This window comes from Pseudomonas sp. GD03862 (genome assembly GCF_029840855.1).
Classification (GTDB): Bacteria; Pseudomonadota; Gammaproteobacteria; order Pseudomonadales; family Pseudomonadaceae; genus Aquipseudomonas; species Aquipseudomonas alloputida.
Genome location: NZ_JAOCDI010000047.1, coordinates 20,145 through 46,506 on the forward strand (window position 1 = coordinate 20,145; position 26,362 = coordinate 46,506).

General features: G+C 63.2%; 27 protein-coding genes. All 27 read left to right on the forward strand.

The genetic code is table 11. The features are described 5' to 3' along the window. Positions 1–76: 76 nt before the first annotated feature. Positions 77–1,294 (forward strand): ATP-binding protein, encoded by a 1,218-nt coding sequence (locus N5D53_RS23330; protein ID WP_279840902.1) that lies wholly within the window; start codon positions 77–79, stop codon positions 1,292–1,294. After that, entirely contained in the window at positions 1,294–2,649 is a 1,356-nt protein-coding gene (locus N5D53_RS23335; RefSeq protein WP_279840903.1) for a sigma-54 dependent transcriptional regulator, read from the forward strand. Before N5D53_RS23330 ends, N5D53_RS23335 begins: the two co-directional genes overlap by 1 nt. 264 nt (positions 2,650–2,913) lie before the next feature. Then, complete coding sequence (gene fliE, locus N5D53_RS23340; RefSeq protein WP_003254438.1) at positions 2,914–3,246, forward strand: flagellar hook-basal body complex protein FliE; 333 nt, start codon at positions 2,914–2,916, stop codon at positions 3,244–3,246. A gap of 15 nt (positions 3,247–3,261) precedes the next feature. Beyond that, complete coding sequence (gene fliF, locus N5D53_RS23345) at positions 3,262–5,040, forward strand: flagellar basal-body MS-ring/collar protein FliF (protein ID WP_104961049.1); 1,779 nt, start codon at positions 3,262–3,264, stop codon at positions 5,038–5,040. Further along, positions 5,033–6,052 (forward strand): flagellar motor switch protein FliG, encoded by a 1,020-nt coding sequence (gene fliG / locus N5D53_RS23350; protein ID WP_003254434.1) that lies wholly within the window; start codon positions 5,033–5,035, stop codon positions 6,050–6,052. Before fliF ends, fliG begins: the two co-directional genes overlap by 8 nt. A gap of 162 nt (positions 6,053–6,214) precedes the next feature. Further along, positions 6,215–7,006: a flagellar assembly protein FliH gene (gene fliH, locus N5D53_RS23355; protein ID WP_064491807.1), complete on the forward strand. Its 792-nt coding sequence runs from the start codon at positions 6,215–6,217 to the stop codon at positions 7,004–7,006. After that, positions 6,996–8,351, forward strand: coding sequence for a flagellar protein export ATPase FliI (gene fliI / locus N5D53_RS23360; RefSeq protein WP_010955088.1), 1,356 nt, complete (start codon positions 6,996–6,998; stop codon positions 8,349–8,351). The genes fliH and fliI overlap by 11 nt, the downstream gene beginning before the upstream one ends. Before the next feature lie 6 nt (positions 8,352–8,357). Further along, positions 8,358–8,810, forward strand: a complete 453-nt coding sequence (gene fliJ, locus N5D53_RS23365) for a flagellar export protein FliJ (protein WP_003254427.1) — start codon at positions 8,358–8,360, stop codon at positions 8,808–8,810. Between the two features lie 309 nt (positions 8,811–9,119). Then, positions 9,120–9,425 carry an STAS domain-containing protein gene (locus N5D53_RS23370; protein ID WP_003254426.1) on the forward strand — a complete coding sequence of 102 codons (306 nt, stop codon included), beginning with the start codon at positions 9,120–9,122 and terminating at the stop codon, positions 9,423–9,425. Positions 9,426–9,433: 8 nt separating this feature from the next. Next, on the forward strand, positions 9,434–11,125 hold the full coding sequence (locus N5D53_RS23375) for a fused response regulator/phosphatase (protein ID WP_010955086.1): 1,692 nt from the start codon (positions 9,434–9,436) through the stop codon (positions 11,123–11,125). A gap of 48 nt (positions 11,126–11,173) precedes the next feature. Continuing rightward, positions 11,174–11,521, forward strand: a complete 348-nt coding sequence (locus tag N5D53_RS23380; protein WP_004577674.1) for an Hpt domain-containing protein — start codon at positions 11,174–11,176, stop codon at positions 11,519–11,521. Between the two features lie 71 nt (positions 11,522–11,592). Next, positions 11,593–12,855, forward strand: a complete 1,263-nt coding sequence (locus N5D53_RS23385; protein WP_279840906.1) for a flagellar hook-length control protein FliK — start codon at positions 11,593–11,595, stop codon at positions 12,853–12,855. A 218-nt stretch (positions 12,856–13,073) separates the two neighbouring features. Next, positions 13,074–13,571: a flagellar basal body-associated protein FliL gene (gene fliL / locus N5D53_RS23390; RefSeq protein ID WP_064491804.1), complete on the forward strand. Its 498-nt coding sequence runs from the start codon at positions 13,074–13,076 to the stop codon at positions 13,569–13,571. Positions 13,572–13,580: 9 nt separating this feature from the next. Next, positions 13,581–14,549 carry a flagellar motor switch protein FliM gene (gene fliM, locus N5D53_RS23395; protein WP_003254418.1) on the forward strand — a complete coding sequence of 323 codons (969 nt, stop codon included), beginning with the start codon at positions 13,581–13,583 and terminating at the stop codon, positions 14,547–14,549. Positions 14,550–14,596: 47 nt separating this feature from the next. Continuing rightward, positions 14,597–15,061: a flagellar motor switch protein FliN gene (fliN, locus tag N5D53_RS23400; protein WP_003254417.1), complete on the forward strand. Its 465-nt coding sequence runs from the start codon at positions 14,597–14,599 to the stop codon at positions 15,059–15,061. Between the two features lie 12 nt (positions 15,062–15,073). Next, positions 15,074–15,508, forward strand: coding sequence for a flagellar biosynthetic protein FliO (fliO, locus tag N5D53_RS23405; RefSeq protein ID WP_050545952.1), 435 nt, complete (start codon positions 15,074–15,076; stop codon positions 15,506–15,508). After that, positions 15,508–16,263, forward strand: a complete 756-nt coding sequence (fliP, locus tag N5D53_RS23410; protein WP_003254415.1) for a flagellar type III secretion system pore protein FliP — start codon at positions 15,508–15,510, stop codon at positions 16,261–16,263. The genes fliO and fliP overlap by 1 nt, the downstream gene beginning before the upstream one ends. 21 nt (positions 16,264–16,284) lie before the next feature. Continuing rightward, positions 16,285–16,554, forward strand: a complete 270-nt coding sequence (gene fliQ, locus N5D53_RS23415; protein ID WP_014590156.1) for a flagellar biosynthesis protein FliQ — start codon at positions 16,285–16,287, stop codon at positions 16,552–16,554. 7 nt (positions 16,555–16,561) lie between these two features. Then, positions 16,562–17,338, forward strand: a complete 777-nt coding sequence (fliR, locus tag N5D53_RS23420; RefSeq protein ID WP_010955080.1) for a flagellar biosynthetic protein FliR — start codon at positions 16,562–16,564, stop codon at positions 17,336–17,338. A 2-nt stretch (positions 17,339–17,340) separates the two neighbouring features. Next, positions 17,341–18,483 carry a flagellar biosynthesis protein FlhB gene (gene flhB, locus N5D53_RS23425; RefSeq protein ID WP_104886512.1) on the forward strand — a complete coding sequence of 381 codons (1,143 nt, stop codon included), beginning with the start codon at positions 17,341–17,343 and terminating at the stop codon, positions 18,481–18,483. Between the two features lie 524 nt (positions 18,484–19,007). Further along, on the forward strand, positions 19,008–21,137 hold the full coding sequence (gene flhA / locus N5D53_RS23430; RefSeq protein WP_104961056.1) for a flagellar biosynthesis protein FlhA: 2,130 nt from the start codon (positions 19,008–19,010) through the stop codon (positions 21,135–21,137). Positions 21,138–21,148: 11 nt separating this feature from the next. Continuing rightward, positions 21,149–22,456: a flagellar biosynthesis protein FlhF gene (gene flhF / locus N5D53_RS23435; RefSeq protein WP_104961057.1), complete on the forward strand. Its 1,308-nt coding sequence runs from the start codon at positions 21,149–21,151 to the stop codon at positions 22,454–22,456. A gap of 93 nt (positions 22,457–22,549) precedes the next feature. Beyond that, complete coding sequence (fleN, locus tag N5D53_RS23440; RefSeq protein ID WP_003254408.1) at positions 22,550–23,383, forward strand: flagellar synthesis regulator FleN; 834 nt, start codon at positions 22,550–22,552, stop codon at positions 23,381–23,383. Next, on the forward strand, positions 23,380–24,120 hold the full coding sequence (fliA, locus tag N5D53_RS23445; protein WP_003254406.1) for an RNA polymerase sigma factor FliA: 741 nt from the start codon (positions 23,380–23,382) through the stop codon (positions 24,118–24,120). The genes fleN and fliA overlap by 4 nt, the downstream gene beginning before the upstream one ends. Before the next feature lie 106 nt (positions 24,121–24,226). Next, the gene (locus N5D53_RS23450) at positions 24,227–24,601 is read left to right on the forward strand and encodes a chemotaxis response regulator CheY (protein WP_010955070.1); all 375 of its coding nucleotides are present in this window, start codon (positions 24,227–24,229) and stop codon (positions 24,599–24,601) included. Positions 24,602–24,624: 23 nt separating this feature from the next. Beyond that, entirely contained in the window at positions 24,625–25,413 is a 789-nt protein-coding gene (locus N5D53_RS23455; protein ID WP_010955069.1) for a protein phosphatase CheZ, read from the forward strand. A 12-nt stretch (positions 25,414–25,425) separates the two neighbouring features. Further along, positions 25,426–26,362: Hpt domain-containing protein (locus N5D53_RS23460; RefSeq protein ID WP_279840909.1), on the forward strand; the 937-nt coding region annotated here is incomplete at its 3' end.

Genomic DNA, 26,362 nt, shown 5'->3' on the forward strand with positions numbered 1-26,362 from the left:
CTATCTCCGGCACGGCTATTGCTACACCGCTGGCAACACACCGTTTTTATGACGGTCAGCCACGCGAGAGAGCACGATGCCCCAGGCCGCCCACGTATCCCGAGCCCCCGATCAGCAGGGGCAAACCCTGGTCGCGCAGGACAGCGGCCAGGGTATCGCGCAAGCCTTCGCCCTGTTCAATCAGGTGTCCAGCCAGCTGAGTCAGTCCTACAGCCTGCTTGAAGCCCGGGTCAGTGAACTCAAAGGTGAGCTGGCCGTGGTCAGCGCCCAGCGCATCGACGAACTGAGTGAAAAGGAACGCCTGGCCAACCGCCTGCAGAACCTGCTGGACTTGCTACCCGGCGGGGTGATCGTGATCGACGGCCAGGGCCTGGTGCGCGAAGCCAACCCGGCCGCCTGCGAGTTGCTCGGTGAGCCTCTGATCGGCCAATTGTGGCGCCAGGTGATCGCCCGTAGCTTTGCCCCGCGCAAGGACGACGGCCACGAAGTCTCGCTGCGCGACGGTCGCCGCCTGTCGATCGCCACCCGCTCGCTGGATGCCGAGCCTGGCCAATTGGTGCTGCTCAACGACCTGACTGAAACCCGTCGCCTCCAGGACCAGCTGGCTCGCCACGAGCGCCTGTCGTCGTTGGGGCGCATGGTTGCCTCGCTGGCTCACCAGATCCGTACGCCGCTGTCCGCAGCCATGCTGTATGCCAGCCACCTGGCCGATAGCGAGCAAACGCTGAGCGCGGAAACCCGCCTGCGTTTCGCCGCAACCTTGAAGGAACGCCTGCACGAGCTGGAACACCAGGTGCGCGACATGCTGGTGTTTGCCCGTGGCGAGTTGCCGCTGGGGGATCGGGTGACCCCGAAAGCGCTGTTCCAGGCCCTGCAGCAGGCGGCCCAGGCGCATGTGCAGGGGCACGCCGTGCGCTGGCAGTGCGACAGTCATCTGGGTGAGCTGCTGTGCAACCGCGACACCCTGGTCGGCGCCTTGCTCAACCTGATTGAAAATGCCCTGCAGGCCAGCGATGGCCCGGCGCGGCTGAAGGTGCACCTGTACCGCCGCGAACGTAGCTTGCACCTGTGCGTCAGCGATGCCGGCAGCGGCATCGATGCAGGCTTGCTCGGCCGTTTGGGCGAGCCGTTCCTTACCACCAAGGCCACCGGTACCGGCCTGGGCCTGGCCGTGGTCAAGGCGGTGGTGCGTGCGCACCAGGGCACGATCAACCTGCGCTCGAAAGTCGGCCGTGGTACCTGCGTGCGGGTAGAGCTGCCGTTGATCGACGGGCAATTGGCGGAGGGGGTGTAATGGCAATCAAGGTGCTGCTGGTCGAGGATGACCGCGTATTGCGCCAGGCGCTGGGCGATACCCTGGAAATCGGCGGTTTCGCCTATCAGGCAGTGGGCAGTGCCGAAGAAGCGCTGGAGGCCGTACTCGAAGACGCGTTCAGCCTGGTGGTCAGTGACGTCAACATGCCCGGTATGGACGGGCACCAGTTGCTGAGCCAGTTGCGCCGCCAGCAGCCACAGTTGCCGGTGCTGTTGATGACGGCGCATGCCGCCGTCGAGCGTGCAGTCGAGGCCATGCGCCAAGGCGCCGCCGACTACCTGGTCAAACCGTTCGAGCCCAAGGCGCTGCTCAGCCTCGTGGAGCGGCATGCCGCCGGTCGGGTCACCGGCGAAGAAGGGCCGGTGGCCTGCGAGCCGGCCAGTCGCCAGCTGCTGGAGCTGGCGGCCCGTGTGGCGCGCAGTGACTCGACCGTGCTGATTTCCGGCGAGTCCGGTACTGGCAAGGAAGTGCTGGCGCGCTACATTCACCAGCAGTCGCCGCGTGCGGCACAGCCCTTCGTGGCGATCAACTGTGCGGCGATCCCCGACAACATGCTCGAGGCCACCCTCTTTGGCCACGAGAAGGGTGCCTTCACCGGTGCTATCGCGGCTCAGGCAGGCAAGTTCGAGCAGGCCGAAGGCGGCACCCTGCTGCTCGACGAAATCTCGGAAATGCCCATGGCCTTGCAAGCCAAGCTGCTGCGTGTGCTGCAGGAGCGCGAGGTGGAGCGGGTAGGCGGGCGCAAGCCGATCAGCCTGGACATTCGGGTGCTGGCCACCACCAACCGCGACCTGGCCGGCGAGGTGGCGGCCGGGCGCTTCCGCGAAGACCTGTACTACCGCCTGTCGGTGTTCCCGCTGGCCTGGCGCCCGCTGCGTGAGCGGCCGGGCGATATCCTGCAGCTGGCCGAGCGCCTGCTGGCGCGCCATGTGGCCAAGATGAAGCATGCCCCGGTGCGCCTCTCGCCAGCGGCTCGGGCCTGCCTGCAAGCCTATGCCTGGCCGGGCAACGTGCGCGAACTGGACAACGCCTTGCAGCGGGCGTTGATTCTTCAGCAGGGTGGCGTGATCGAGGCGGCGGATTTTTGTCTGGCAGGCGCCATTCCATTGTCGGCTGGCACCGAGCCATCTCTCGAGGTGGTTGCTGATGCCGGCGGCCTGGGGGATGACATGCGCCGCCACGAGTACCAGATGATCATCGACACCCTGCGCGCCGAGCGCGGCCGCCGCAAAGAGGCGGCCGAACGCCTGGGGATCAGTCCGCGGACGTTGCGCTACAAGCTGGCACAGATGCGCGATGCCGGGTTTGACGTCGAGGCCAGCCTGTTCGGCTGACTGGCAAATCATCTGCAACTGGCGCGGACCTCTGTGGGAACGGCCTTGTGTCGCGAATGGGGCGCGAAGCGGTCCCAGGTCTTCAGCTCCGCCGCAAAGATCGCCGGGGCCGCTCTGCGGCCCTATCGCGACGCAAGGCCGCTCCCACAGGAATTGTGTGATCTCTGGGCAAATGAGTTGCGAAGGCTGGCACCTTTGTTGCTTTAGGTAGGTCATTCGCCGCATGACTGTCAAAAAAATGCGGCCGCAGGAGAGAGAAGGGTCATGAGCCAAGGTGTTGAATTCAATCGTCTGATGTTGGACATGCGGGCCATGCAGGCCGATGCCATGTCGTTGCCCAAGGTAACTGCCGCCCCCGAGCTGGCGCCAGGGCAAAGCACCTTCGCCGACATGCTCGGCCAGGCCATCGGCAAGGTGCATGAGACGCAGCAGGCCTCGACCCAATTGGCCAACGCGTTCGAAATCGGCAAGAGCGGCGTCGACCTGACTGACGTGATGATCGCTTCGCAAAAGGCCAGCGTGTCGATGCAAGCCATGACCCAGGTACGCAACAAGCTGGTCCAGGCGTACCAGGACATCATGCAGATGCCGGTTTGAGGACGGATGTAACCCATGGCTGAAGCAGTCGTCGAAAACGCCCCCGCCAAAGCTGGCTCGCCAGCGGCCAAGCCGCCGCTGTTTGGCATGGCGTTTCTGGAAAATATCTCGCAGATGCCCATGCTGCGCCAGATCGGCCTCCTGGTCGGCCTGGCGGCCAGCGTGGCCATCGGCTTTGCCGTGGTGCTGTGGTCGCAACAACCCGATTACCGTCCGTTGTACGGCAGCCTGTCGGGCATGGACACCAAGCAGGTCATGGACACCCTGGCCGCTGCTGACATCCCCTATAACGTGGAGCCCAACTCGGGGGCCCTGCTGGTCAAGGCCGACGACCTCTCCCGTGCGCGCCTGAAACTGGCAGCCGCCGGCGTGGCGCCGAGCGACGGCAATGTCGGCTTCGAACTGCTCGACAAGGAGCAGGGCCTGGGCACCAGCCAGTTCATGGAAGCCACCCGCTACCGCCGCAGCCTGGAAGGCGAACTGGCCCGTACCGTTTCCAGCCTCAACAACGTCAAGGCCGCGCGCGTGCACCTGGCCATCCCGAAAAGTTCGGTGTTCGTGCGTGATGAACGCAAGCCCAGCGCCTCGGTACTGGTCGAGCTGTACCCAGGCCGTGCACTGGAAGCCGGGCAGGTGATGGCCATCGTCAACCTGGTCGCCACCAGCGTGCCGGAACTGGACAAATCCCAGGTCACCGTCGTCGACCAGAAAGGCAACCTGCTGTCCGAGCAGATTCAGGATTCCGCGCTGACCCAGGCCGGCAAGCAGTTCGACTACAGCCGCCGGGTGGAAAGCATGCTCACCCAGCGTGTGCACAACATTCTGCAGCCGGTGTTGGGCAACGACCGCTACAAGGCCGAAGTGTCCGCCGACCTCGACTTCAGCGCGGTCGAGTCCACCTCCGAACAGTTCAACCCCGACCAGCCGGCGTTGCGCAGCGAGCAGTCGGTTGACGAACAACGTGCCAGCAGCCAAGGCCCTCAAGGCGTGCCTGGCGCGCTGAGCAACCAGCCGCCAGGCGCCGCTTCGGCACCGCAGACCACCGGTGGCGCGGCTACCCCGGCTGCCGCCATTCAGCCTGGCCAACCGCTGGTGGATGCCAACGGCCAGCAGATCATGGACCCGGCCACCGGTCAGCCGATGCTCGCGCCGTACCCGTCAGACAAACGTCAGCAGAGCACCAAGAACTTTGAGCTGGATCGTTCCATCAGCCACACTCGCCAGCAGCAGGGGCGCATGACCCGCCTGTCGGTAGCGGTGGTGGTGGACGACCAGGTCAAGATCGACCCGGCCACTGGCGATACCACGCGTGCGCCATGGGGCGCCGAGGACCTGGCGCGCTTTACCCGCCTGGTGCAGGACGCAGTTGGCTTCGATGCCAGTCGTGGCGACAGCGTGACGGTGATCAACGTGCCGTTCGCCGCCGACCGTGGCGAGGAAATCGCCGACATCGCCTTCTACCAGCAGCCGTGGTTCTGGGATATCGTCAAGCAGGTGCTGGGCGTGGTGTTCATCCTGGTGCTGGTGTTCGGCGTGCTGCGGCCAGTGCTGAACAACATTACCGGGGGCGGCAAGCAGGCTGCCCCGGACAGTGACATGGAGCTGGGCGGCATGATGGGTCTGGATGGCGAACTGGCCAACGACCGCGTCAGCCTGGGTGGCCCGACAAGCATTCTGCTGCCTAGCCCGAGCGAGGGTTACGAGGCACAGCTCAACGCAATCAAAGGCCTGGTGGCCGAAGACCCGGGCCGTGTGGCTCAGGTCGTGAAAGACTGGATCAACGCCGATGAGTGATAACCGAGCCGTTACCGCCAAGCTGAGCCGCGTCGACAAGGCGGCGATCCTCCTGCTCTCGCTGGGCGAGACCGATGCGGCCCAGGTGCTGCGGCACATGGGCCCGAAGGAAGTGCAGCGGGTGGGTGTGGCCATGGCGCAGATGGGCAATGTGCACCGTGACCAGGTCGAACAGGTGATGAGCGAGTTCGTCGACATCGTCGGCGACCAGACCAGCCTGGGCGTCGGTTCTGATGCGTACATCCGCAAGATGCTCAACCAGGCCCTGGGCGAGGACAAGGCCAACGGCCTGGTCGACCGCATCCTGCTCGGCGGCAATACCAGCGGACTGGACAGCCTCAAATGGATGGAACCGCGTGCCGTGGCCGACGTGATCCGCTACGAGCACCCGCAGATCCAGGCCATCGTGGTCGCCTACCTCGACCCGGACCAGGCCGGTGAAGTGCTGAGCAACTTCGACCACAAGGTGCGCCTGGACATCGTCCTGCGCGTGTCATCGCTGAACACCGTGCAACCCGCGGCGCTGAAGGAGCTGAACCAGATTCTCGAGAAGCAGTTCTCGGGCAACTCCAACGCCGCGCGCACCACCCTGGGTGGTATCAAGCGTGCTGCCGACATCATGAACTTCCTCGACAGCTCGGTGGAAGGTGCACTGATGGACGCGATCCGCGAAATCGACAGCGACCTGTCGGAGCAGATCGAAGACCTGATGTTCGTCTTCAACAACCTGGCCGACGTCGACGACCGGGGCATCCAGGCGCTGTTGCGCGAAGTGTCCTCCGACGTGTTGGTGGTGTCGCTCAAGGGCGCCGACGAGCGGGTCAAGGACAAGATCTTCAAGAACATGTCCAAACGTGCTTCGGAACTGCTGCGTGACGATCTGGAGGCCAAAGGGCCGGTACGGGTCAGCGACGTGGAAACCGCGCAGAAAGAAATCCTCACCATTGCCCGGCGCATGGCCGAGGCCGGCGAGATCGTGCTCGGCGGCAAGGGCGCCGAGGAAATGATCTAAGGTATTCGCGATCCCATAGCCGACGCCGCCTTTTGTAGGAGCGGGTTTACCCGCGAAGGCGTCGGTCCTGGCAATCGAGGTTGTCGCTGCCGACGCATTCGCGGGTGAACCCGCTCCTACAAGGGACCGTGTCGGCCGAACATGGTTTGAGAACATGACAGCATGCCCACCAAAGAACACCACCCCAGCGACCTGATCCGTGCCCGCGACCTCGAGGGCGTGGATGTGTGGACGCTGCCAAGCTTCGACCCGGAACCGGAGCCCGAACCGGAGCCTGAGCCTGAGCCCGAGGTCATCGAGGAAGTCGAGGAAGTGCCGCTGGAAGAAGTCCAGCCGTTGACCCTGGAAGAGCTCGAAGCCATCCGTCAGGAGGCTTACAACGAGGGCTTCGCAACCGGTGAGCGCGAGGGCTTCCACAGCACCCAGCTCAAGGTTCGCCAGGAGGCCGAAGAGGCCCTGAAAACCAAACTCGACAGCCTCGAGCGGCTGATGGCCAACCTGATGGAGCCGATTGCCGAGCAGGACACGCAGATCGAGAAAAGCCTGGTGCACCTTATCGCGCACATGAGCCGCCAGGTGATCGGCCGCGAGCTGCGCAACGATTCCAGCCAGATCACCCAAGTGCTGCGCGAAGCGCTCAAGCTGCTGCCCATGGGTGCGGACAATATCCGCATCCACCTCAACCCGCAGGATTTCGAGCTGGCCAAGGCCCTGCGCGAACGCCATGAGGAGAACTGGCGGCTGCTGGAAGACAGCGCGCTGCTACCGGGTGGTTGCCGCATCGAGACGGCCCACAGCCGTATCGATGCCACCATGGAAACGCGTATCGAAAAAGCGGTGGCGCAGCTGTTCGACCAGTTGCACGATCATTCCCTGCACCCGGCGGCGCCAGACATGTCGATAGACCTGGACGCGCCGGTCGAGCGTACCGTGGACAGCCCAGATGCGCCTTGAACGCACCAGCTTCGGCAAGCGCCTGGGCACTTACGCTGAGGCCATCGAGCTGCCGGCCCAGCCCATCGTCGAAGGCCGTTTGCTGCGTATGGTCGGCCTCACCCTGGAAGCCGAAGGCCTGCGCGCTGCAGTGGGCAGCCGCTGTCTGGTGATCAACGATGACAGTTATCACCCCGTGCAGGTCGAGGCCGAAGTCATGGGCTTTGCCGGGCCGAAGGTGTTTCTGATGCCGGTGGGCAGCATCGTCGGGATTGCCCCGGGGGCCCGGGTCGTCCCGCTGGATGACGGCGGCCGCCTGCCCATGGGCATGAGCATGCTGGGCCGGGTGCTCGACGGCGCCGGCCGTGCGCTGGATGGCAAGGGCGGGATGAAGGCCGAGGACTGGGTGCCGATGGACGGCCCGGTGATCAACCCGCTCAACCGCGACCCTATCAGCAAGCCGTTGGATGTGGGCATTCGCAGTATCAACGGCCTGCTTACCGTCGGCCGTGGCCAGCGGTTAGGCCTGTTCGCCGGTACCGGTGTGGGTAAATCGGTATTGCTGGGCATGATGACCCGTTTCACCGAAGCCGAAATCATCGTGGTCGGCCTGATCGGGGAGCGGGGGCGCGAGGTGAAGGAATTCATCGAGCACATCCTTGGTGAAGAGGGCCTCAAGCGCTCGGTGGTGGTGGCTTCGCCGGCCGACGATGCGCCGCTGATGCGCCTGCGCGCCGCCATGTATTGCACGCGCATTGCCGAGTACTTCCGCGACAAAGGCAAGAATGTGCTGTTGCTGATGGACTCGTTGACCCGTTTCGCCCAGGCCCAGCGGGAAATTGCCCTGGCCATCGGCGAGCCGCCAGCCACCCGGGGTTACCCGCCCTCTGTGTTCGCCAAGCTGCCCAAGCTGGTGGAGCGGGCAGGCAATGGCGAACCAGGCGGTGGTTCGATCACTGCGTTCTATACCGTGCTGTCTGAAGGCGACGATCAGCAAGACCCGATCGCCGACTCGGCGCGGGGCGTGCTTGACGGCCACTTTGTACTGTCGCGTCGGCTGGCTGAGGAAGGCCATTACCCGGCCATCGACATCGAAGCGTCGATCAGCCGGGTCATGCCCCAAGTGGTCGATGCCGACCACTTGCGCCAGGCGCAGAAGTTCAAGCAACTGTGGTCGCGCCTGTCGCAAAGCCGCGACCTGATCAGCGTGGGTGCCTATGTAGCCGGCGGTGATCCGGAGACTGACCTGGCCATTGCCTTGCAATCGAAGCTGGTTGAGTTTCTGCGCCAGGGCCTGCGCGAGAACGTGGGCATGGCGCAGAGCCGCGAACAGCTGGGGGCGATTTTCACGCCCCCGGCAGGTTGATAAGCCATGGCGCTGCCCGGACGTGCCGCGCGCCTGGCGCCGGTGGTGGACATGGCCGAAGAGGCCGAGCGCAAGGCGGCTCAGCGCCTTGGCCATTTCCAGCAGCAGGTGGCCACGGCCCAGGCCAAGCTGGCCGAGCTGGAGCGCTTTCGCGAGGATTACCAGCTGCAGTGGATCAACCGCGGCGGGCAAGGGGTCAATGGCAGCTGGCTGGTCAATTACCAGCGCTTTCTGGGGCAGCTGGAAACGGCCATGACCCAGCAGCGCCAGAGCCTGGTCTGGCACCAGAACAACCTCAACAACGCCCGTGGTACCTGGCAGCAGGCCTATGCCCGGGTGGAAGGTTTGCGCAAGCTGGTACAGCGCTACCAGGACGAGGCCCGGCGCGCTGAAGACAAGCGCGAGCAGCGCTTGCTGGATGAGCTGTCGCAGCGCCTGCCGCGGCAAAACCATCTATAGGTGTTCTCCGCAGGCCTTGCAGCGGAATAATTGGCCCGAAACAAATGAGAGGTCTTGCCCGCGAATGCGGTGGCGGCTGCGACGGTGTATGACCGGGTATGTTGGCTGGCAGGTCCGGCCTATTCGCTGGTGAACCCGCTCCTACCACGGTATGGGGCGACACCACCGATTGATTGTAGGAGCGGGTTCACCCGCGAAGAGGCCGGTACAGGCCATCAAAGCCATGAGCCTGCATCCGCTTGCCTCCCCCACCATCGCCTGCTAAACCTTAAAGCAGTTGCATCCGCCATCATCGAAGGAATCGCTAGCATGGCAGTCGAGACTGATTTTTCGCAGGACGGGAAAAAGCTGACCATCAAGATCAAGGGGCGCTTCGATTTCGGCAAGCATCAGGAGTTTCGCGACGCCTACGAACGCCAGCCCAGGCGGCCGGATTCGGTGGTCGTCGACCTGAAGGACACCACCTACCTCGACAGCTCCGCGCTTGGCATGCTGCTGTTGCTGCGCGACCACGCGGGCGGCGACGAGTCGGATGTGCGGGTAGTGCATGCCAGCTCCGACGTGCGCAAGATTCTCGCTATCTCCAATTTCGAAAAACTCTTCGATATCAGTTGAGCGCCGACATGCCGGCCGAACAGGCGTTAACCGTGCTGGTCGCCGAAGACAGTGCTGTCGATCGCCTTCTGCTTGCGCAGATCGTGCGCCGCCAGGGGCATCAGGTATTCACCGCTGAGAACGGCGAGCAGGCGGTAGCGCTGTACCTCGAGCGGCGCCCGCAACTGGTGCTGCTGGACGCCCTGATGCCGGTCATGGATGGCTTCGAGGCGGCGCGGCAGATCAAGGCATTGGCTGGCGAAGCGCTGGTGCCGATCATTTTTCTGACGTCGCTGAATGAAGAAGAAGGCCTGGTGCGTTGCCTGGAGGCGGGGGGCGATGATTTCATGGCCAAGCCCTACAGCGCGGTGATCCTGGCTGCCAAGATTCGCGCCATGGACCGCCTGCGTCGCTTGCAGGCAACGGTACTGGAACAGCGTGACCAGATCACCCGGCATCACCATCACCTGCTTAACGAGCAGCGGGTCGCCAAGGCGGTGTTCGACAAGGTAGCCCACTCTGGTTGCCTTTCTGCACCCAACATTCGCTACCTGCAATCGCCTTACGCGCTGTTCAATGGCGACCTGATGCTGGCGGCATTTACCCCGGCCGGCGACATGCGTGTGCTGCTTGGCGATTTCACCGGTCACGGCCTGCCGGCGGCGGTCGGCGCCATGCCGATGGCTGAGGTGTTCTACGGCATGACCGCCAAGGGCTACGGTATGGCGCAGATCCTGCGCGAGATGAATGCCAAGCTCAAGCGCATCCTGCCGGTGGATATGTTCTGCTGTGCGCTGCTGCTCAACCTCAGCATGCAGCGCGGCTCGGTGGAGGTGTGGAATGGCGGTATGCCTGATGGCTATCGCCTGTCGGTGGATGGCCAAGTGCTGTCGGCACTGAGTTCGCGGCACCTGCCGCTGGGCATTCTGGCCGCTGAGCGTTTCGATGACAGCACGGAGGTGTTGCCGCTGGCACCGGGCGAGCGCCTGTTGCTGCTGTCAGACGGTGTGATCGATACCGCCGACGACCAGGAATGCCTGTTTGGCGTACAGCGCCTGCGCGCGGTGCTGGCCGACAACCGCGACCCGGTGAAGTTGTTCGATGAGCTGATGCTGGCCCTGGAGCGTTTTGGTGGGCAGCCACGCGATGACATCAGCTTGTGCGATATTCGCATGTTCACTGCCGAGGAGCGGGTGGCGGCCCCGATGATCTACTCTGATAGTGGCCGCTCCAGCCCGCTGGACTGGTCGCTGAGCTTCGAGGTGCGTGGCGAAAGCCTGAAACGCTTCAACCCTGTGCCGTACCTGGTGCAGTTGTTGCAGGAAATTCATGGCCTGCGCGCACGTACCGGCAACCTGCACAGTGTGCTTAGCGAGTTGTATTCCAATGCGCTGGAGCATGGTGTGCTGGGCCTGGACTCGCAGCTCAAACGCGATGTGCAAGGCTTTACCGACTATTACCAGGAGCGTGCCCGGCGCCTGGGCTCGCTGACCGAAGGCTTTGTAAGCATCGATTTCAAGGTTGAACCGCATGGCGGCGGTGGGCGTCTGATGATCGAAGTGCGCGACAGCGGTGCCGGCTTCGACGTGCAGCGCGTGCTTGCGCGGCCTTCGCCGGACCAGGGGCTGAGCGGCCGCGGTCTGAATCTGGTGCGGCAGTTGGCCAGTGACGCTCGCTGGAGTGAGGGCGGGCGTTGCGCGCATGTGGAGTTCGTATGGTGAGCCACGGGTTGGCTCGGGCATAATCTGGCTTGATCAAGGAGTGAACAAGTGACTGACATGCATATTGACCACAAGGTACTCAGTGACCTGCGTGAGGTCATGGAAGATGGCTACCTGCAGTTGGTGCAGACTTTTCTGGACGACTCGGAGCGGCGTCTTGGGCAGTTGCACGCGGCCAAAAGCGCCGAGGAGCTTGGCGCAGCAGCCCACAGTTTCAAGGGCAGCAGCAGCAATATGGGTGCGGTGGCCTTGGCCAGCCTGTGTCAGCAGCTCGAAGAGCGCGCGCGGCGGCCCCCGTTGTACGGTATTGAAGACTTGATCAGCCGCATCGACATGGAATTCGTCGTAGTGCAGCACTTTTACCGTGGTGAGCAGCAACGTATTTCCGCAGGCTGATACGCGAGTTGGCGCGAGTCTTGCCTGTCTCTGCCTGAATGATTTTTTGTTTCTGGCGCGGAGACCGCTCGATGCCTGTCGCACCCAACCCTTTGCTGCAAGCCAGTGCCATTGCCAAAACCTCGCGTTCGGCCACCGTGCAGGCGGACAAACCGCTGCAGGCGCTGGGTGACAAGGGCGATGCCTTTGGCCAGGTGATGGCCAGGCAGGGCCGCGACAAGGTTGCCGGGCAGGACGACAAGGTCGCTCAGGCCAAGCCCAAGGACAAACCTGATGCGGCAGCTGGCGGCAAGAATCCGGCTGGCAAAGCTGCAGTTGCCGATGACGGCAACAAGTTGCCAGAAGAGGATTCGGCCCAGGCCGAGACGGGTGTGCGTGATGCCAGCCTGGTGGCCGGTCAGGTCACTGATGCCCAGCCTGGCGCACAGCTGATCCAGGCGCAGGCCGAGGCAGTGGCGCCCGTGCTGCAGGCGGCCACGGCGCAAACCCAGGCTGCCGCGGCACTGCCTGAAGAGCCGTCCGCCGAGGAGGCCTTCGATCCGGATGCTGACCCCCTGGCCAACCTGCCGACCCTGCGCCTGGCGCTGGAGCACAGTGCCCAGGCCAAGGGGGGCACCTCGGCACATGCCCTTGATGCTGCCCAGGCTCAGGGCGAGGAAGGGCAGGCAGCCGTCAATACCTTGGCGAATCTGGTCGAGAATACCGATGGCGAAAGCGCCGAATCCGGTGGCAAGGCCTTTGGCGCCTTGCTTGAAGACGGCCTGAAAGACACCAAGAGCGCCAGCGGCGACACCCGCATCGATGATTTTGCCAACCGCCTGGCCAGCCTGACCCAGGCGGCCACGGCCAAGACCGCCAACGCCGTGCCGGCCACTGCGAACCCGCTGCATCAGCCATTGCCGATGAACCAGAACGCTTGGGCCGAGGGCCTGGTCAACCGGGTCATGTACCTGTCCAGCCAGAACCTCAAGTCGGCTGATATCCAGCTGGAGCCAGCAGAACTCGGTCGCCTCGACATTCGCGTCAATGTTGCGGCGGACCAGGCCACCCAGGTCACCTTCATCAGCGGCCACGCCGGCGTACGTGACGCCCTCGACAGCCAGGTGCACCGCCTGCGCGAACTGTTTGCCCAGCAGGGGTTGGCGCAGCCGGATGTCAACGTGGCTGACCAGTCGCGCGGGCAGCAACAACAGCAGGGGCAGGCCCAGGGCAGCAACCTTTCCGGGGTGGCGGCGCGCCGGGCCGAGCAGGGTGGGGCCGAGGCGGTCGATAGCGCCCGGCCTTTGGAGCAGCAGGTGGTTGTCGGCGACAGTGCGGTCGATTACTACGCCTGATAACTGTTGGCCTGGGCTGGCTTCTTCGCGGGCGAGCCCGCTCCCACAGGAATTTCGTTGATTTCGAACCCTGTGCAGTACCTGTGGGAGCGGGCGTGCCCGCGAAGAAGCCAGCACCGCAAAACCTGCTGGAATCCATCCCCTGCAAAATCTGGCATAACACTTGCTCAAGCCAAGCCATTCTCCTTTGAACCCCCGATGGACGACGGATTATTGGCATGGCGAAGAGCGAAGCAGTCAAAGACCCCGCCACTAAAGGCAAACTCAAGCTGATCCTGCTGGCTGTCGTCGGCCTGTTGCTGGCGATCGGCCTTTCGGTGGGCGCTACCTGGTTCATCATGCACAAGAGCGAGCCGGCTCCGGCCGCCGAGGCCACTGCCAGCAACGTCAAGCCAGCGGCGATATACGAGGCGCTGACCCCCGCCTTCGTGGTCAACTTCAACCAGAACGGCCGCCAGCGCTACATGCAGCTGAGCATCACCCTGCAGGCGCGTAACCAGGCCGACCTGGATGCCCTCAAGGTGCACATGCCGGTGATCCGCAACAACCTGGTGATGATGTTCTCCGGGCAAGGGTTCGACACCCTCGCCAGCAGCCCGGTAGGGCAGGAGATGCTGCGCCAGAAGGCCACCGCGGTGGTCCAGGAAGTGGCGCAGAAGGAAGTCGGCAAGCCGGTCATCGACCAGTTGCTGTTCACCAATTTCGTATTGCAGTAGGAGTCCGCAATGGCCGTACAGGACCTGCTGTCCCAGGATGAAATCGATGCCCTGTTGCATGGCGTCGACGACGGGCTGGTGCAGACCGAGAGTGCATCCGAGCCTGGCAGTATCAAAAGCTACGACCTGACCAGTCAGGACCGTATCGTGCGGGGTCGCATGCCGACCCTGGAAATGATCAACGAGCGCTTCGCCCGCTATACCCGTATCAGCATGTTCAACCTGCTGCGCCGCTCCGCTGACGTGGCCGTGGGTGGCGTGCAGGTAATGAAGTTCGGCGAATACGTGCACTCGCTGTACGTGCCCACCAGCCTCAACCTGGTCAAGATCAAGCCGCTGCGCGGCACTTCGCTGTTCATCCTCGACGCCAAGCTGGTGTTCAAGCTGGTGGACAATTTCTTTGGCGGCGATGGACGCCACGCCAAGATCGAAGGGCGTGAGTTCACCCCGACCGAACTGCGTGTGGTGCGCATGGTGCTGGACCAGTGTTTCGTCGACCTCAAGGAAGCCTGGCAGGCGATCATGCCGGTCAGCTTCGAGTACATGAACTCCGAGGTCAACCCGGCCATGGCCAACATTGTCGGCCCCAGCGAAGCGGTGGTGGTGTCCACCTTCCACATCGAACTGGACGGTGGCGGCGGCGATCTGCACGTGACCATGCCGTACTCGATGATCGAGCCGGTGCGGGAAATGCTCGATGCCGGTTTCCAGTCGGACCTGGACGACCAGGACGAGCGCTGGGTCAAGGCCCTGCGCGAGGACGTGCTGGACGTGGCCGTGCCAATGACCGCCACGGTTGCCCGACGCCAGCTGAAGCTGCGCGACATCCTGCACATGCAGCCGGGTGACGTGATCCCGGTGGAGCTGCCCGAACACCTGGTGCTACGCGCTAACGGGGTGCCAGCGTTCAAGGCGCGGCTGGGCTCGCACAAGGGCAACCTGGCCCTGCAGATCATCGACCCGATCGAACGCCGCTGACGGTGTGCCGGTCGCTTACAACGAATTGAATGCCTGTCGAGGAAATCATGGCTAACGAAAACGAGATCACCTCCCCGGAGGATCAGGCACTGGCCGATGAGTGGGCCGCAGCGTTGGAAGAAACCGGTTCTGCCGGCCAGGCCGACATCGATGCGCTGCTGGGCGGGGACACCGGCAGCAGCGGCCCGGGCCGCCTGCCGATGGAAGAATTCGCCAGCTCGCCGAAGCCGAACGAAAATGTCAGCCTCGAAGGCCCGAACCTGGACGTGATCCTGGACATCCCGGTGAACATTTCCATGGAAGTGGGCAGCACCGAGATCAACATCCGCAACCTGCTGCAGCTCAACCAGGGCTCGGTGATCGAGCTCGACCGCCTGGCCGGCGAGCCGCTCGACGTGCTGGTCAACGGCACGCTGATCGCCCATGGCGAAGTGGTCGTGGTCAACGAAAAGTTCGGCATCCGCCTGACCGACGTGATCAGCCCCAGCGAACGTATCAAGAAGCTGCGCTGAGTGAAGGGCACGATGCGCGCCATCGCTGCGGCAGCGGTGCTGTTCGCCAGCCACGCCTGCCTGGCGGCGGCCACGCCAGCAGCCACCCCGGCGGCTCAACCTGGCAGTCTTGGCGGGCAGCTGGCGCAGATGGTCTTGGGCCTGCTGCTGGTGGTGGGCCTGATCTTCTTTCTGGCCTGGCTGCTGCGGCGCCTGCAGAGCACCGCAGTGAAGGGTGGGCAGGTGATCGAGATTGTCGGCAGCCGTGCCATCGGCCCGCGTGACCGCCTGCTGCTGGTGCAGGTGGGCAAGGAGCAGATCCTGATCGGCCATACCCCCGGCAGTATCGAAGCGCTGCACGTACTGGCCGAACCCGTGGAAGTGCCGGCAAGCGTCCGTCAGGCGACGCCGGAGTTTGCCCAGCGGCTGATGGAGCTGATGGGCAAGGACCCTAAGGACAACAAGTGATGAGCGGCGCGCTGCGTACGTTGTTGACTCTGGCGCTGCTGCTGGCTGCGCCGCTGGCCCTGGCCGCCGACCCGCTGTCGATCCCGGCCATCACCCTGTCCAACACCCCGGACGGGCAACAGGAATATTCGGTCAGCCTGCAAATCCTGCTGATCATGACCGCGCTGAGCTTCATCCCGGCGTTCGTCATCCTGATGACCAGCTTTACCCGCATCATCATCGTGTTCTCGATCCTGCGCCAGGCCCTGGGCCTGCAGCAGACGCCGTCCAACCAGTTGCTGACCGGCATGGCGCTGTTCCTGACCATGTTCATCATGGCGCCGGTGTTCGATCGGGTGAACCAGGACGCGCTGCAGCCTTACCTGAAGGAGCAGATGACTGCCCAGCAGGCGATCGACAAGGCCCAGGGGCCGCTCAAGGACTTCATGCTGGCGCAAACCCGGCAAAGCGACCTTGACCTGTTCATGCGCTTGTCCAAGCGTACCGACATCGCCGGCCCCGACCAGGTGCCGCTGACGATCCTGGTGCCGGCGTTCGTCACTTCCGAGTTGAAGACGGCGTTTCAGATCGGTTTCATGATCTTCATCCCGTTCCTGATCATCGACATGGTCGTGGCCAGTGTGCTGATGGCCATGGGTATGATGATGCTGTCGCCGCTGATCATCTCGCTACCGTTCAAGATCATGCTGTTCGTGCTGGTCGACGGTTGGGCGTTGATCATGGGCACCCTGGCCAGCAGTTTCGGCGGTGTCTGACGCCGTCAAGGAGAGCCGCCGATGACACCTGAAGTCGCTGTCGACCTGTTTCGTGATGCCCTGTGGCTGACCACCCTCATGGTCGCCGTGCTGGTGGTGCCGAGCCTGTTGGTGGGCCTGGTGGTGGCGATGTTCCAGGCTGCCACGCAGATCAACGAACAGACCTTGAGCTTTTTGCCGCGCCTGCTGGTGATGCTGATCACGCTGATCATCGCCGGGCCGTGGCTGGTGCAGAAGTTCATGGAGTACTTCACCACGCTCTACACCAACATCCCGCAGCTCATAGGTTGATGCGGCGATGCTGGAACTGACCGACACGCAGATCGGCACCTGGGTCGCCACCTTCATCCTGCCGTTGTTCAGGGTGACTGCGGTGCTGATGACCATGCCGATCTTCGGTACCCGCATGTTGCCGGCGCGGATTCGCCTGTACGTGGCGGTGGCGGTGACCGTGGTGATCGTGCCGGCATTGCCGCCGCTGCCCGAGTTCGACCCGTTGAGCCTGCGCGGTATGCTGCTGTGCGCCGAGCAGATCATCGTTGGTGCGCTGTTTGGCCTGGCCTTGCAGTTGCTGTTTCAGGCTTTCGTGGTTGCCGGGCAAATCGTCGCGGTACAGATGGGTATGGCGTTCGCCTCGATGGTCGACCCCGCCAACGGGGTCAACGTCACGGTAATCAGCCAGTTCATGACCATGCTGGTGAGTGTCTTGTTCCTGTTGATGAACGGCCACTTGGTGGTGTTCGAGGTACTGACCGAAAGTTTTACCACCTTGCCGGTGGGGAGTGCGCTGGTGGTCAATCACTTCTGGGAGCTGGCCGGGCGTATGGGCTGGGTGTTCGGTGCCGGCCTGCTGTTGATTCTGCCGGTGATCGCTGCGCTGCTGGTGGTGAACATTGCCTTTGGCGTAATGACCCGCGCCGCGCCGCAGCTGAACATTTTCTCCATCGGCTTCCCGCTGACCTTGGTCATGGGCATGTTCATCTTCTGGGTCGGCCTGGCCGATGTCCTGTCCCACTATCAGGCATTGGCCAGCGAAACGCTGCAATGGCTGCGTGAGCTGGCGAGGGTGCGCTGAGCATGGCAGAAAGCGAGAGCGGTCAGGACAAGACAGAAGACCCCACCGAAAAGCGCAAGCGCGACGCCCGCGAGAAGGGCGAGGTCGCCCGCTCCAAGGAGCTGAACACGGTGGCGGTGACCCTGGCGGGTGCCGGTGGCCTCCTGGCGTTCGGCGGCCACGTGGCCGAGACATTGCTTGCGTTGATGCGCATGAACTTCAGTTTGACCCGCGACATCATCGTCGATGAACGGGCCATGGGTGCCTTCCTGCTGGCCTCGGGCAAGATGGCCATATGGGCGGTGCAGCCGGTGCTGATCCTGCTGTTCGTGGTTTCCTTCGTGGCGCCCATCGCGCTTAGCGGCTTCCTGTTCTCGGGCAGCTTGCTGCAGCCCAAATTCAGCCGCATGAACCCGCTGGCGGGGATCAAGCGCATGTTCTCGATGCAGGCCCTGACTGAATTGCTCAAGGCGCTGGCCAAGTTCTTCGTGATTCTGGTGGTGGCGGTGGTGGTGCTCTCCGGTGACCGCCAGGCCTTGCTGTCGATTGCCAATGAGCCGCTGGAGCAGGCGATCATCCATAGCTTGCAGGTGGTGGGCTGGAGTGCCTTGTGGATGTCAGCCGGGCTGTTGCTGATTGCCGCGGCAGATGTGCCGTTCCAGCTGTACCAGACGCACAAGAAAATGAAGATGACCAAGCAGGAAGTGCGCGACGAGTACAAGGACAGCGAGGGCAAGCCCGAAGTCAAGCAACGTATTCGCCAACTGCAGCGCGAGGTGTCGCAGCGGCGCATGATGGCGGCGGTACCGGATGCAGACGTGATCATCACCAACCCGACGCATTATGCGGTGGCTTTGCAATACGACCCGGAGAAAGGCGGTGCGGCGCCGTTGCTGCTGGCCAAGGGTAGCGATTTCATGGCGTTGAAGATTCGTGAAATTGGCGTGGAGCACAACATCCAGATCCTCGAATCGCCGGCGCTGGCGCGGGCGATCTATTACTCCACCGAACTTGAGCAGGAGATCCCGGCGGGGCTGTACCTGGCGGTGGCGCAGGTGCTGGCGTATGTGTTCCAGATTCGCCAATACCGCGCCGGCAAGGGCAAGCGCCCAGAGCCGCTGAAGGACGACCTGCCGATCCCGCCGGACCTGCGCCGCGACAGTTGACCTTGTGTCACGGCTTCTGGCCCTTTCGCGGGTAAACCCGCTCCTACCACGGTGGTGGGCGCAGGTCGGTGGCTGGGCACAGGCCGCGTGTAGGAGCGGGTTCACCCGCGAAAGGGCCGGGCCTGCTGGCTAATCTCCACCCGCCGTTCACCGTTGCCGCCGCTACCGTATTCGCGGGTAAACCCGCTCCTACGCCGGATCGGGGGTGGACACAGGTCGGTGGTTGGGCACAGGCCGCGTGTAGGAGCGGGTTCACCCGCGAAAGGGCCGGGCCTGCTGGCCAATTTCCACCCGCCGTTCACCGTTGCCGCCGCTACCGTATTCGCGGGTAAACCCGCTCCTACACCTATCGGGGGTGGGCACACATTGGTGTTTGGGCACAGCCCGTCGTAGGAGCGGGTTTACCCGCGAAAGGGCCGGTACCAGCAACATAAATCTCTCGCCGAGCAAAGTTGGAAAGCTTCTTGCAAAGCCACGCCCAGGCGCCCCCTGGGCGTCAAAGTTTTGCATCAAGAGGACTCGCGGTGGATCGCACTCAGTTAATCAGCAACGCCCGCAACAACCTGGCCGGGCTCGGCCGGGGCAACCTGGGTGTGCCGCTGTTGCTGCTGGTGATGTTGGCAATGATGATGTTGCCGATACCGCCGTTCCTGCTCGACGTGTTCTTCACCTTCAACATCGCCCTGTCGATCGTGGTGCTGCTGGTCTGTGTATACGCCCTGCGCCCGCTCGACTTTGCCGCGTTCCCCACCATCCTGCTGGTGGCCACGTTGTTGCGCCTGGCCCTGAACGTCGCGTCCACCCGTGTGGTCATGCTGCATGGCCAGGAGGGCCATGGCGCTGCCGGTAAAGTGATCCAGGCCTTCGGTGAGGTGGTGATCGGCGGTAACTACGTGGTCGGTGCCGTGGTATTCGCCATCCTCATGATCATCAACTTCGTGGTGGTGACCAAGGGTGCCGGGCGTATCTCGGAAGTGAGTGCGCGTTTCACCCTCGACGCCATGCCTGGCAAGCAGATGGCCATCGACGCCGACCTCAATGCCGGCCTGATCGACCAGGCCCAGGCTAAGCACCGCCGTGCCGAGGTGGCGCAGGAGGCCGAGTTCTACGGTTCGATGGACGGTGCCAGCAAGTTCGTGCGCGGCGACGCCATCGCTGGCTTGCTGATCCTGTTCATCAACCTGATCGGCGGCATATTGATCGGCATGATGCAGCACGGTATGAGTTTCACGGAGGCCGGCAAGGTGTACGCCTTGTTGACCATCGGTGACGGTTTGGTGGCGCAATTGCCATCACTGCTGTTGTCCACTGCCGCCGCGATCATGGTGACCCGCGCGTCGGGTTCCGAGGACATGGGCAAGCTGATCAATCGGCAGATGTTCGATTCGCCCAAGGCCCTGGCGGTGTCTGGCGCGTTGATGATCGTCATGGGGCTGGTGCCGGGCATGCCGCACATTGCCTTCCTCAGCCTCGGCCTGATGGCTGCCGGCGGCGCCTACCTGGTGTGGAAGAAGCAGCAGCAGGCCAAGGTCAAAGCCCAGCAAGAGGCGCAGCGCCAGCAGGACCTGCTGCCCTCGCCACAGCGCGCGCTGGAAACCAAGGAGCTGGGTTGGGACGACGTCACCCCCATCGACATGATCGGCCTAGAGGTCGGCTATCGGCTGATCCCGCTGGTCGATCGCAACCAGGGCGGCCAGCTGCTGGCGCGGATCAAGGGCGTGCGCAAGAAGCTGTCGCAGGACCTGGGTTTCCTGATGCCCACCGTGCACATTCGTGACAACCTCGACCTGCAACCCAGCGCGTACCGCCTGACCCTGATGGGGGTGATTCTGGCCGAGGCGGAGATCTATCCGGACCGCGAACTGGCGATCAACCCTGGGCAGGTGTTTGGCACCCTCAACGGTATTGCCGCGCGCGACCCGGCGTTTGGCCTGGAGGCGGTGTGGATCGACGTCGGCCAGCGCTCACAGGCGCAGTCGCTGGGTTACACCGTGGTCGATGCCAGCACCGTGGTGGCCACCCACCTCAACCAGATCCTGCAGAAGCACTGCCACGAGCTGATCGGCCACGAAGAGGTTCAGCAGCTGCTGCAGGTGCTGGCCAAGGCATCGCCTAAACTTGCAGAAGAGCTGGTGCCGGGCGTCATTTCCTTGTCGGGGCTGCTCAAGGTGCTGCAAGCCCTGTTGTCGGAACAGGTGCCAGTGCGCGATATTCGTAGTATTGCCGAGGCCATCGCGAACAACGCGGGCAAGAGTCAAGATACCGCCGCGCTGGTGGCGGTGGTGCGCGTCGGATTGTGTCGCGCCATCGTGCAAAGCATTGTCGGCGTTGAGTCGGAGCTACCAGTGATTACCCTGGAGCCAAGGTTGGAACAGATTTTGCTGAATAGTCTGCAAAGGGCCGGGCAGGGTCAGGAAGACGGTGTTCTTCTGGAACCTAGCATGGCCGAGAAGCTGCAACGTTCGCTGATCGAGGCGGCCCAGCGCCAGGAAATGCAGGGTCAGCCGGCCATTCTGCTGGTCGCCGGCCCGATCCGCGCCATGTTGTCGCGTTTCGGTCGCCTGGCTGTACCGAATTTGCATGTTCTGGCGTATCAGGAAATACCTGACAACAAGCAAGTCACCATCGTTGCCACCGTGGGCCCTAACGGCTGAGGTAGGGGATAATGCAAGTTAAGCGATTTTTCGCCGCCGATATGCGTCAGGCCATGAAACTGGTCCGTGACGAGCTGGGCGCCGATGCCGCAATCATTGGCAACCGCCGCATTGCCGGTGGTGTCGAGCTGACGGCCGCGCTGGACTACAAGCTGTCCGCCCTGGCCCCGCGTGTGCCCAACGCCGAGCTGGAAGAAGAGCTGCGCAAGACCCATACGCGCATTGCCACTGCCCAGGCCGAGCTGGACCAGCGCCAGGACAGCAGCGACAACAACCGCCAATTGTTCGCCGGGCAATCTTTGACCGCTGCCGAACCGTTGATCGAGCCGCACGTCGAGGCCCCGGAGGCTGCCGCCGTACCGGCTGCTGCGCCGGTTGACCCACGCCTGTTCGATGCCATGCGCTCCGAGCTGTCGGGCCTGCGCGAGCTGCTGGAGGTGCAACTCGGCTCGCTGGCCTGGAATCAGCTGCAGGGCAGCAAGCCGCAGCAGGCCAACCTTTGGCGCCGCCTGCAGCGTATTGGCCTGTCCGGGCCGATCGCCCGCGAGCTGCTGGACCTGACCGCCGAGATCGAAGAGCCGCGCCAGGCCTGGCGCATGCTGTTGGCTCACTTGGCGCGGATGATCGAAGTGCCTGAAGTCGAGCCGATCGAAGAGGGCGGGGTGATCGCCATGGTCGGCCCGGCGGGCATGGGCAAGACCACCACCCTGGCCAAGCTGGCCGCGCGCTACGTGCTCAAGTACGGCGCGCAGAACCTGGCGCTGGTGAGCATGGACAGCTTCCGTATCGGCGCTCAGGAACAGCTCAAGACCCTGGGCCGCATCCTCAACGTGCCGGTGACTTACGTCGACCCGGGCCAGTCGCTGGCAGCAGCGCTGGAACCACTGCTGCGCAAGCGCGTGGTGCTGATCGATACTGCCGGCCTGCAAGCCAGCGACCCTGCGCTGCGCATGCAACTGGAAACCTTGGCCGGGCGTGGCATTGCCGCGAAGAACTACCTGGTGCTGGCCACCACCAGCCAGAAGCAGGTGCTGACCGCCGCCTACCACAGCTACAAGCGCTGTGGCCTGACCGGCTGCATCCTGACCAAACTCGATGAAACGGCGAGCCTTGGCGATGTGTTGAGCCTTGCCATCAGTCATGAACTGCCAGTGGCCTATCTTACCGATGGCCCACGCATTCCTGACGACCTGCACCTGCCGCGGGGCCACCAGTTGGTCACGCGGGCGGTGAATGTGCAGCAGCAGGACGAGCCCAGCGAAGAGGCCATGGCCGACATGTTCGCTGATCTCTATCACAACCCACGGCGAGCGGGTTGACCATGAAGCGTGTGCAAAGTCGCTATGCCAAGGGGCACGCAGAATTGCCCTACGTGTGGCCTGAGTCCCAGCGAGACAAGGTAAAGAACAGACATGGGTAGCATGCATCCCGTACAGGTGATCGCCGTGACCGGTGGCAAAGGTGGCGTCGGCAAGACTAACGTTTCAGTGAACTTGTCCCTGGCGCTGGCCGAGCTTGGCCGCAGGGTCATGCTGCTGGACGCCGACCTGGGCCTGGCCAATGTCGACGTGTTGCTGGGCCTTACCCCCAAACGTACCCTCGCCGATGTGATTGAAGGGCGTTGCGAGCTGCGTGACGTGATGCTGCAGGGCCCCGGCGGTGTGCGTATCGTACCGGCAGCCTCGGGCACCCAGAGCATGGTGCATCTGGCCCCGGCCCAGCATGCCGGGTTGATCCAGGCGTTCAGCGAGATCGGCGACAACCTCGATGTGTTGGTGATCGATACCGCTGCGGGTATCGGTGACTCGGTGGTCAGCTTCGTTCGCGCCGCCCAGGAAGTGCTGCTGGTGGTGTGTGATGAACCTACCTCGATTACCGACGCCTACGCGTTGATCAAGCTGCTCAATCGCGACTATGGCATGAACCGTTTCCGCGTGTTGGCCAACATGGCGCAGAGCCCGCAGGAAGGGCGCAACCTGTTTGCCAAGCTGACCAAGGTCACCGACCGCTTCCTTGACGTTGCCCTGCAGTACGTGGGTGCCGTGCCGTACGACGAGTGCGTGCGCAAGGCGGTGCAGAAGCAGCGTGCCGTCTACGAAGCCTTCCCTCGCTCCAAGTGCGCGCTGGCCTTCAAGGCGATTGCCCAGAAGGTCGACAGCTGGCCGTTGCCGGCCAATCCGCGCGGCCATCTGGAGTTCTTTGTCGAGCGCTTGGTGCAACCCACCAGCGCGGGACCCGTACTATGAACGCCAGCGGCTTCAAGATGTACAGCCGGGCGGCGAAGGACGCCCAGTACGAGCTGATCGAACGCTACGCGCCGCTGGTCAAGCGCATCGCCTACCACCTGTTGGCGCGCTTGCCGGCCAACGTGCAGGTCGAGGACCTGATCCAGGCCGGCATGATCGGCCTGCTGGAAGTGGCCAACAAATACGACGCCAGCAAGGGCGCCAGCTTTGAGACCTACGCCGGCATCCGCATCCGCGGGGCCATGCTGGACGAAGTGCGCAAAGGCGATTGGGCGCCGCGTTCGGTACACCGCAACACCCGTATGGTCAGTGATGCCATGCGTGCGGTTGAAGCCAGAACAGGCCGTGACGCTAAAGATCATGAAGTTGCTGCCGAACTCCAATTGAGTCTCGATGATTACTACGGGATCTTGAACGATACCCTGGGCAGCCGCCTGTTCAGCTTTGACGACCTGTTGCAGGACGGCGAGCACGAAGGGCTGCATGAGGATGGCGCCAGTGGCCAGGTCGAACCTGCGCGCGGCCTGGAGGAGGAGCGCTTCCAGGCTGCCCTGACCGAGGCTATCGCCAACCTGCCGGAGCGTGAGCGCCTGGTGCTGGCGCTGTACTACGACGAAGAGCTGAACCTCAAGGAAATCGGTGAGGTGCTGGGTGTCAGCGAGTCGCGGGTCAGCCAGTTGCACAGCCAATGTGCCGCGCGCCTGCGCAGCCGCCTGGGGGAATGGCGGGCGCGTTAGCCCACTGTCGTTGCAGTCGTTTTCCACGTTGTACCGAATTGAATGAGTGCGTGCTCGGTAGGCCGAGCGCGTTTGAGACTGCTTGGAGGTCTAATTGGACAAGAACATGAAAATCCTCATCGTTGACGACTTTTCGACGATGCGGCGGATCATCAAGAACCTGTTGCGTGACCTGGGTTTCACCAACACCGACGAAGCCGATGACGGCACCACGGCGTTGCCGATGCTGGAAAACGGTCACTACGACTTCCTGGTGACCGACTGGAACATGCCGGGCATGTCCGGCATCGACCTGCTGCGTAAAGTGCGTGCCAGCGACAAGCTGAAAAGCATGCCGGTCTTGATGGTGACCGCTGAAGCCAAGCGCGACCAGATCATTGAAGCGGCCCAGGCCGGCGTCAATGGTTACGTGGTCAAGCCGTTCACCGCTCAGGTGCTCAAAGAGAAGATCGAGAAGATCTTCGAACGCGTCAACGGCTGAGTCACGTCAGGGGGGGGCGCGTCATGGATTCATCACAAACGTCTTTGGGCGAGTTCGAGTCGACCCTGAAGAAGCATGCCCAGGAGTTGGTCGAAAGCCTGGAGCGGGGCCGTTTCGGCGAGGCGGTGCAGTTGATTCACGAACTGAACCAGACCCGCGACCGCGGCCTGTACCAGGAAGTCGGCAAGCTGACTCGCGAGCTGCACAGTGCCATCGTCAGTTTCCAGATCGACCCCACCATGCCGCAGGCAGAAGAGGTGTCGCAGATTACCGACGCCACCGAGCGCCTGTCGTATGTGGTCAAGCTGACCGAGGGCGCGGCCAACCGCACCATGGACCTGGTCGAGGAAAGCACACCGGTGCTCAATGAGCTGGCCAACGAGGCCAAGGCCCTGAGCACCGACTGGCAGCGCTTCATGCGCCGCGAAGTGGCTGCGCCGGAATTTCGTGATCTGGTCAAGCGAGTCGACAGTTTCCTGACGCACAGCGCCGAGGGTAACCGCAAGGTTTCCGGGCACCTCAACGACATTTTGCTGGCCCAGGACTATCAGGACCTGACCGGCCAGGTGATCAAGCGCGTCACCACACTGGTGACCGAGGTGGAAAGCAACCTGCTCAAACTGGTGCTGATGGCCAGCCAGGTCGACCGCTTTGCCGGTATAAAACATGACCACGATCAATTGCGTGCAGAAAAAGATCGAGAAAAACATCCGACTCGGGGTGAAGGTCCGCAGATTCATGCCGATAAGCGTGAAGACGTCGTGTCCGGTCAGGACGATGTCGATGATCTGCTGTCCAGCCTTGGTTTTTAAGGAGCACGTTTGATGAGCTTCGGCGCCGATGAAGAAATCCTCCAGGATTTCCTGGTAGAGGCCGGCGAAATACTTGAGCAATTGTCCGAGCAACTGGTCGAGCTGGAAAGCCGACCTGACGATGCCGACCTGCTCAATGCGATCTTTCGCGGTTTCCACACTGTAAAAGGGGGCGCCGGCTTCCTTCAGCTGAACGAGCTGGTGGAGTGCTGCCATATCGCCGAGAACGTGTTCGACGTCCTGCGCAAAGGTGAGCGCCGGGTCGATGCGGAACTGATGGATGTGGTGCTCGAGGCACTGGATACGGTCAACAGCATGTTCGGCCAGGTGCGCGAGCGTGCCGAAGTGACACCGGCCACCCCCGCACTGCTGGCAGCGCTGTCGCGCCTGGCCGAACCTGGCGCAGCTGAAGCTGTTGCAGCGCCCGCACCGGCACCGGTTGCCGACGTGGTGGCTGCAGCGCCGGCCGAGGCCGAGGAGCAACACCAGGACATCACTGACAGTGAGTTCGAGCAGTTGCTCGATTCGCTCGATGCGATCAAGGCGCAAGCGGCGGCCGACGAGCAGATGCAGGGCGAGACTGTCAGCGGTGCTGGTGATGAAATCACCGACGCCGAGTTCGAATCGCTGCTCGACCAGTTGCACGGCAAGGGCCAGTTCAATGCCGAGGTCGCCGCGCCGCCGGTTGCGATCAGCAGCGAAGCGGTCAGTGATGAGATCACCGACGCCGAATTCGAATCGCTGCTCGACCAGTTGCATGGCAAGGGCACCTTCCAGGCTGGCGCCTTGCCAGCCGCCCAGGCACCAGCGCCTGCCGCACCCGACAACAGTGCCGCCAGCGATGAAATCAGCGAGCACGAGTTCGAAGCCCTGCTGGACCAGTTGCACGGCAAGGGCAAGTTCGGTGGCGATGTTGCCGCTGTAGAAGCCCCGGCTGCTGTCCAGGCGC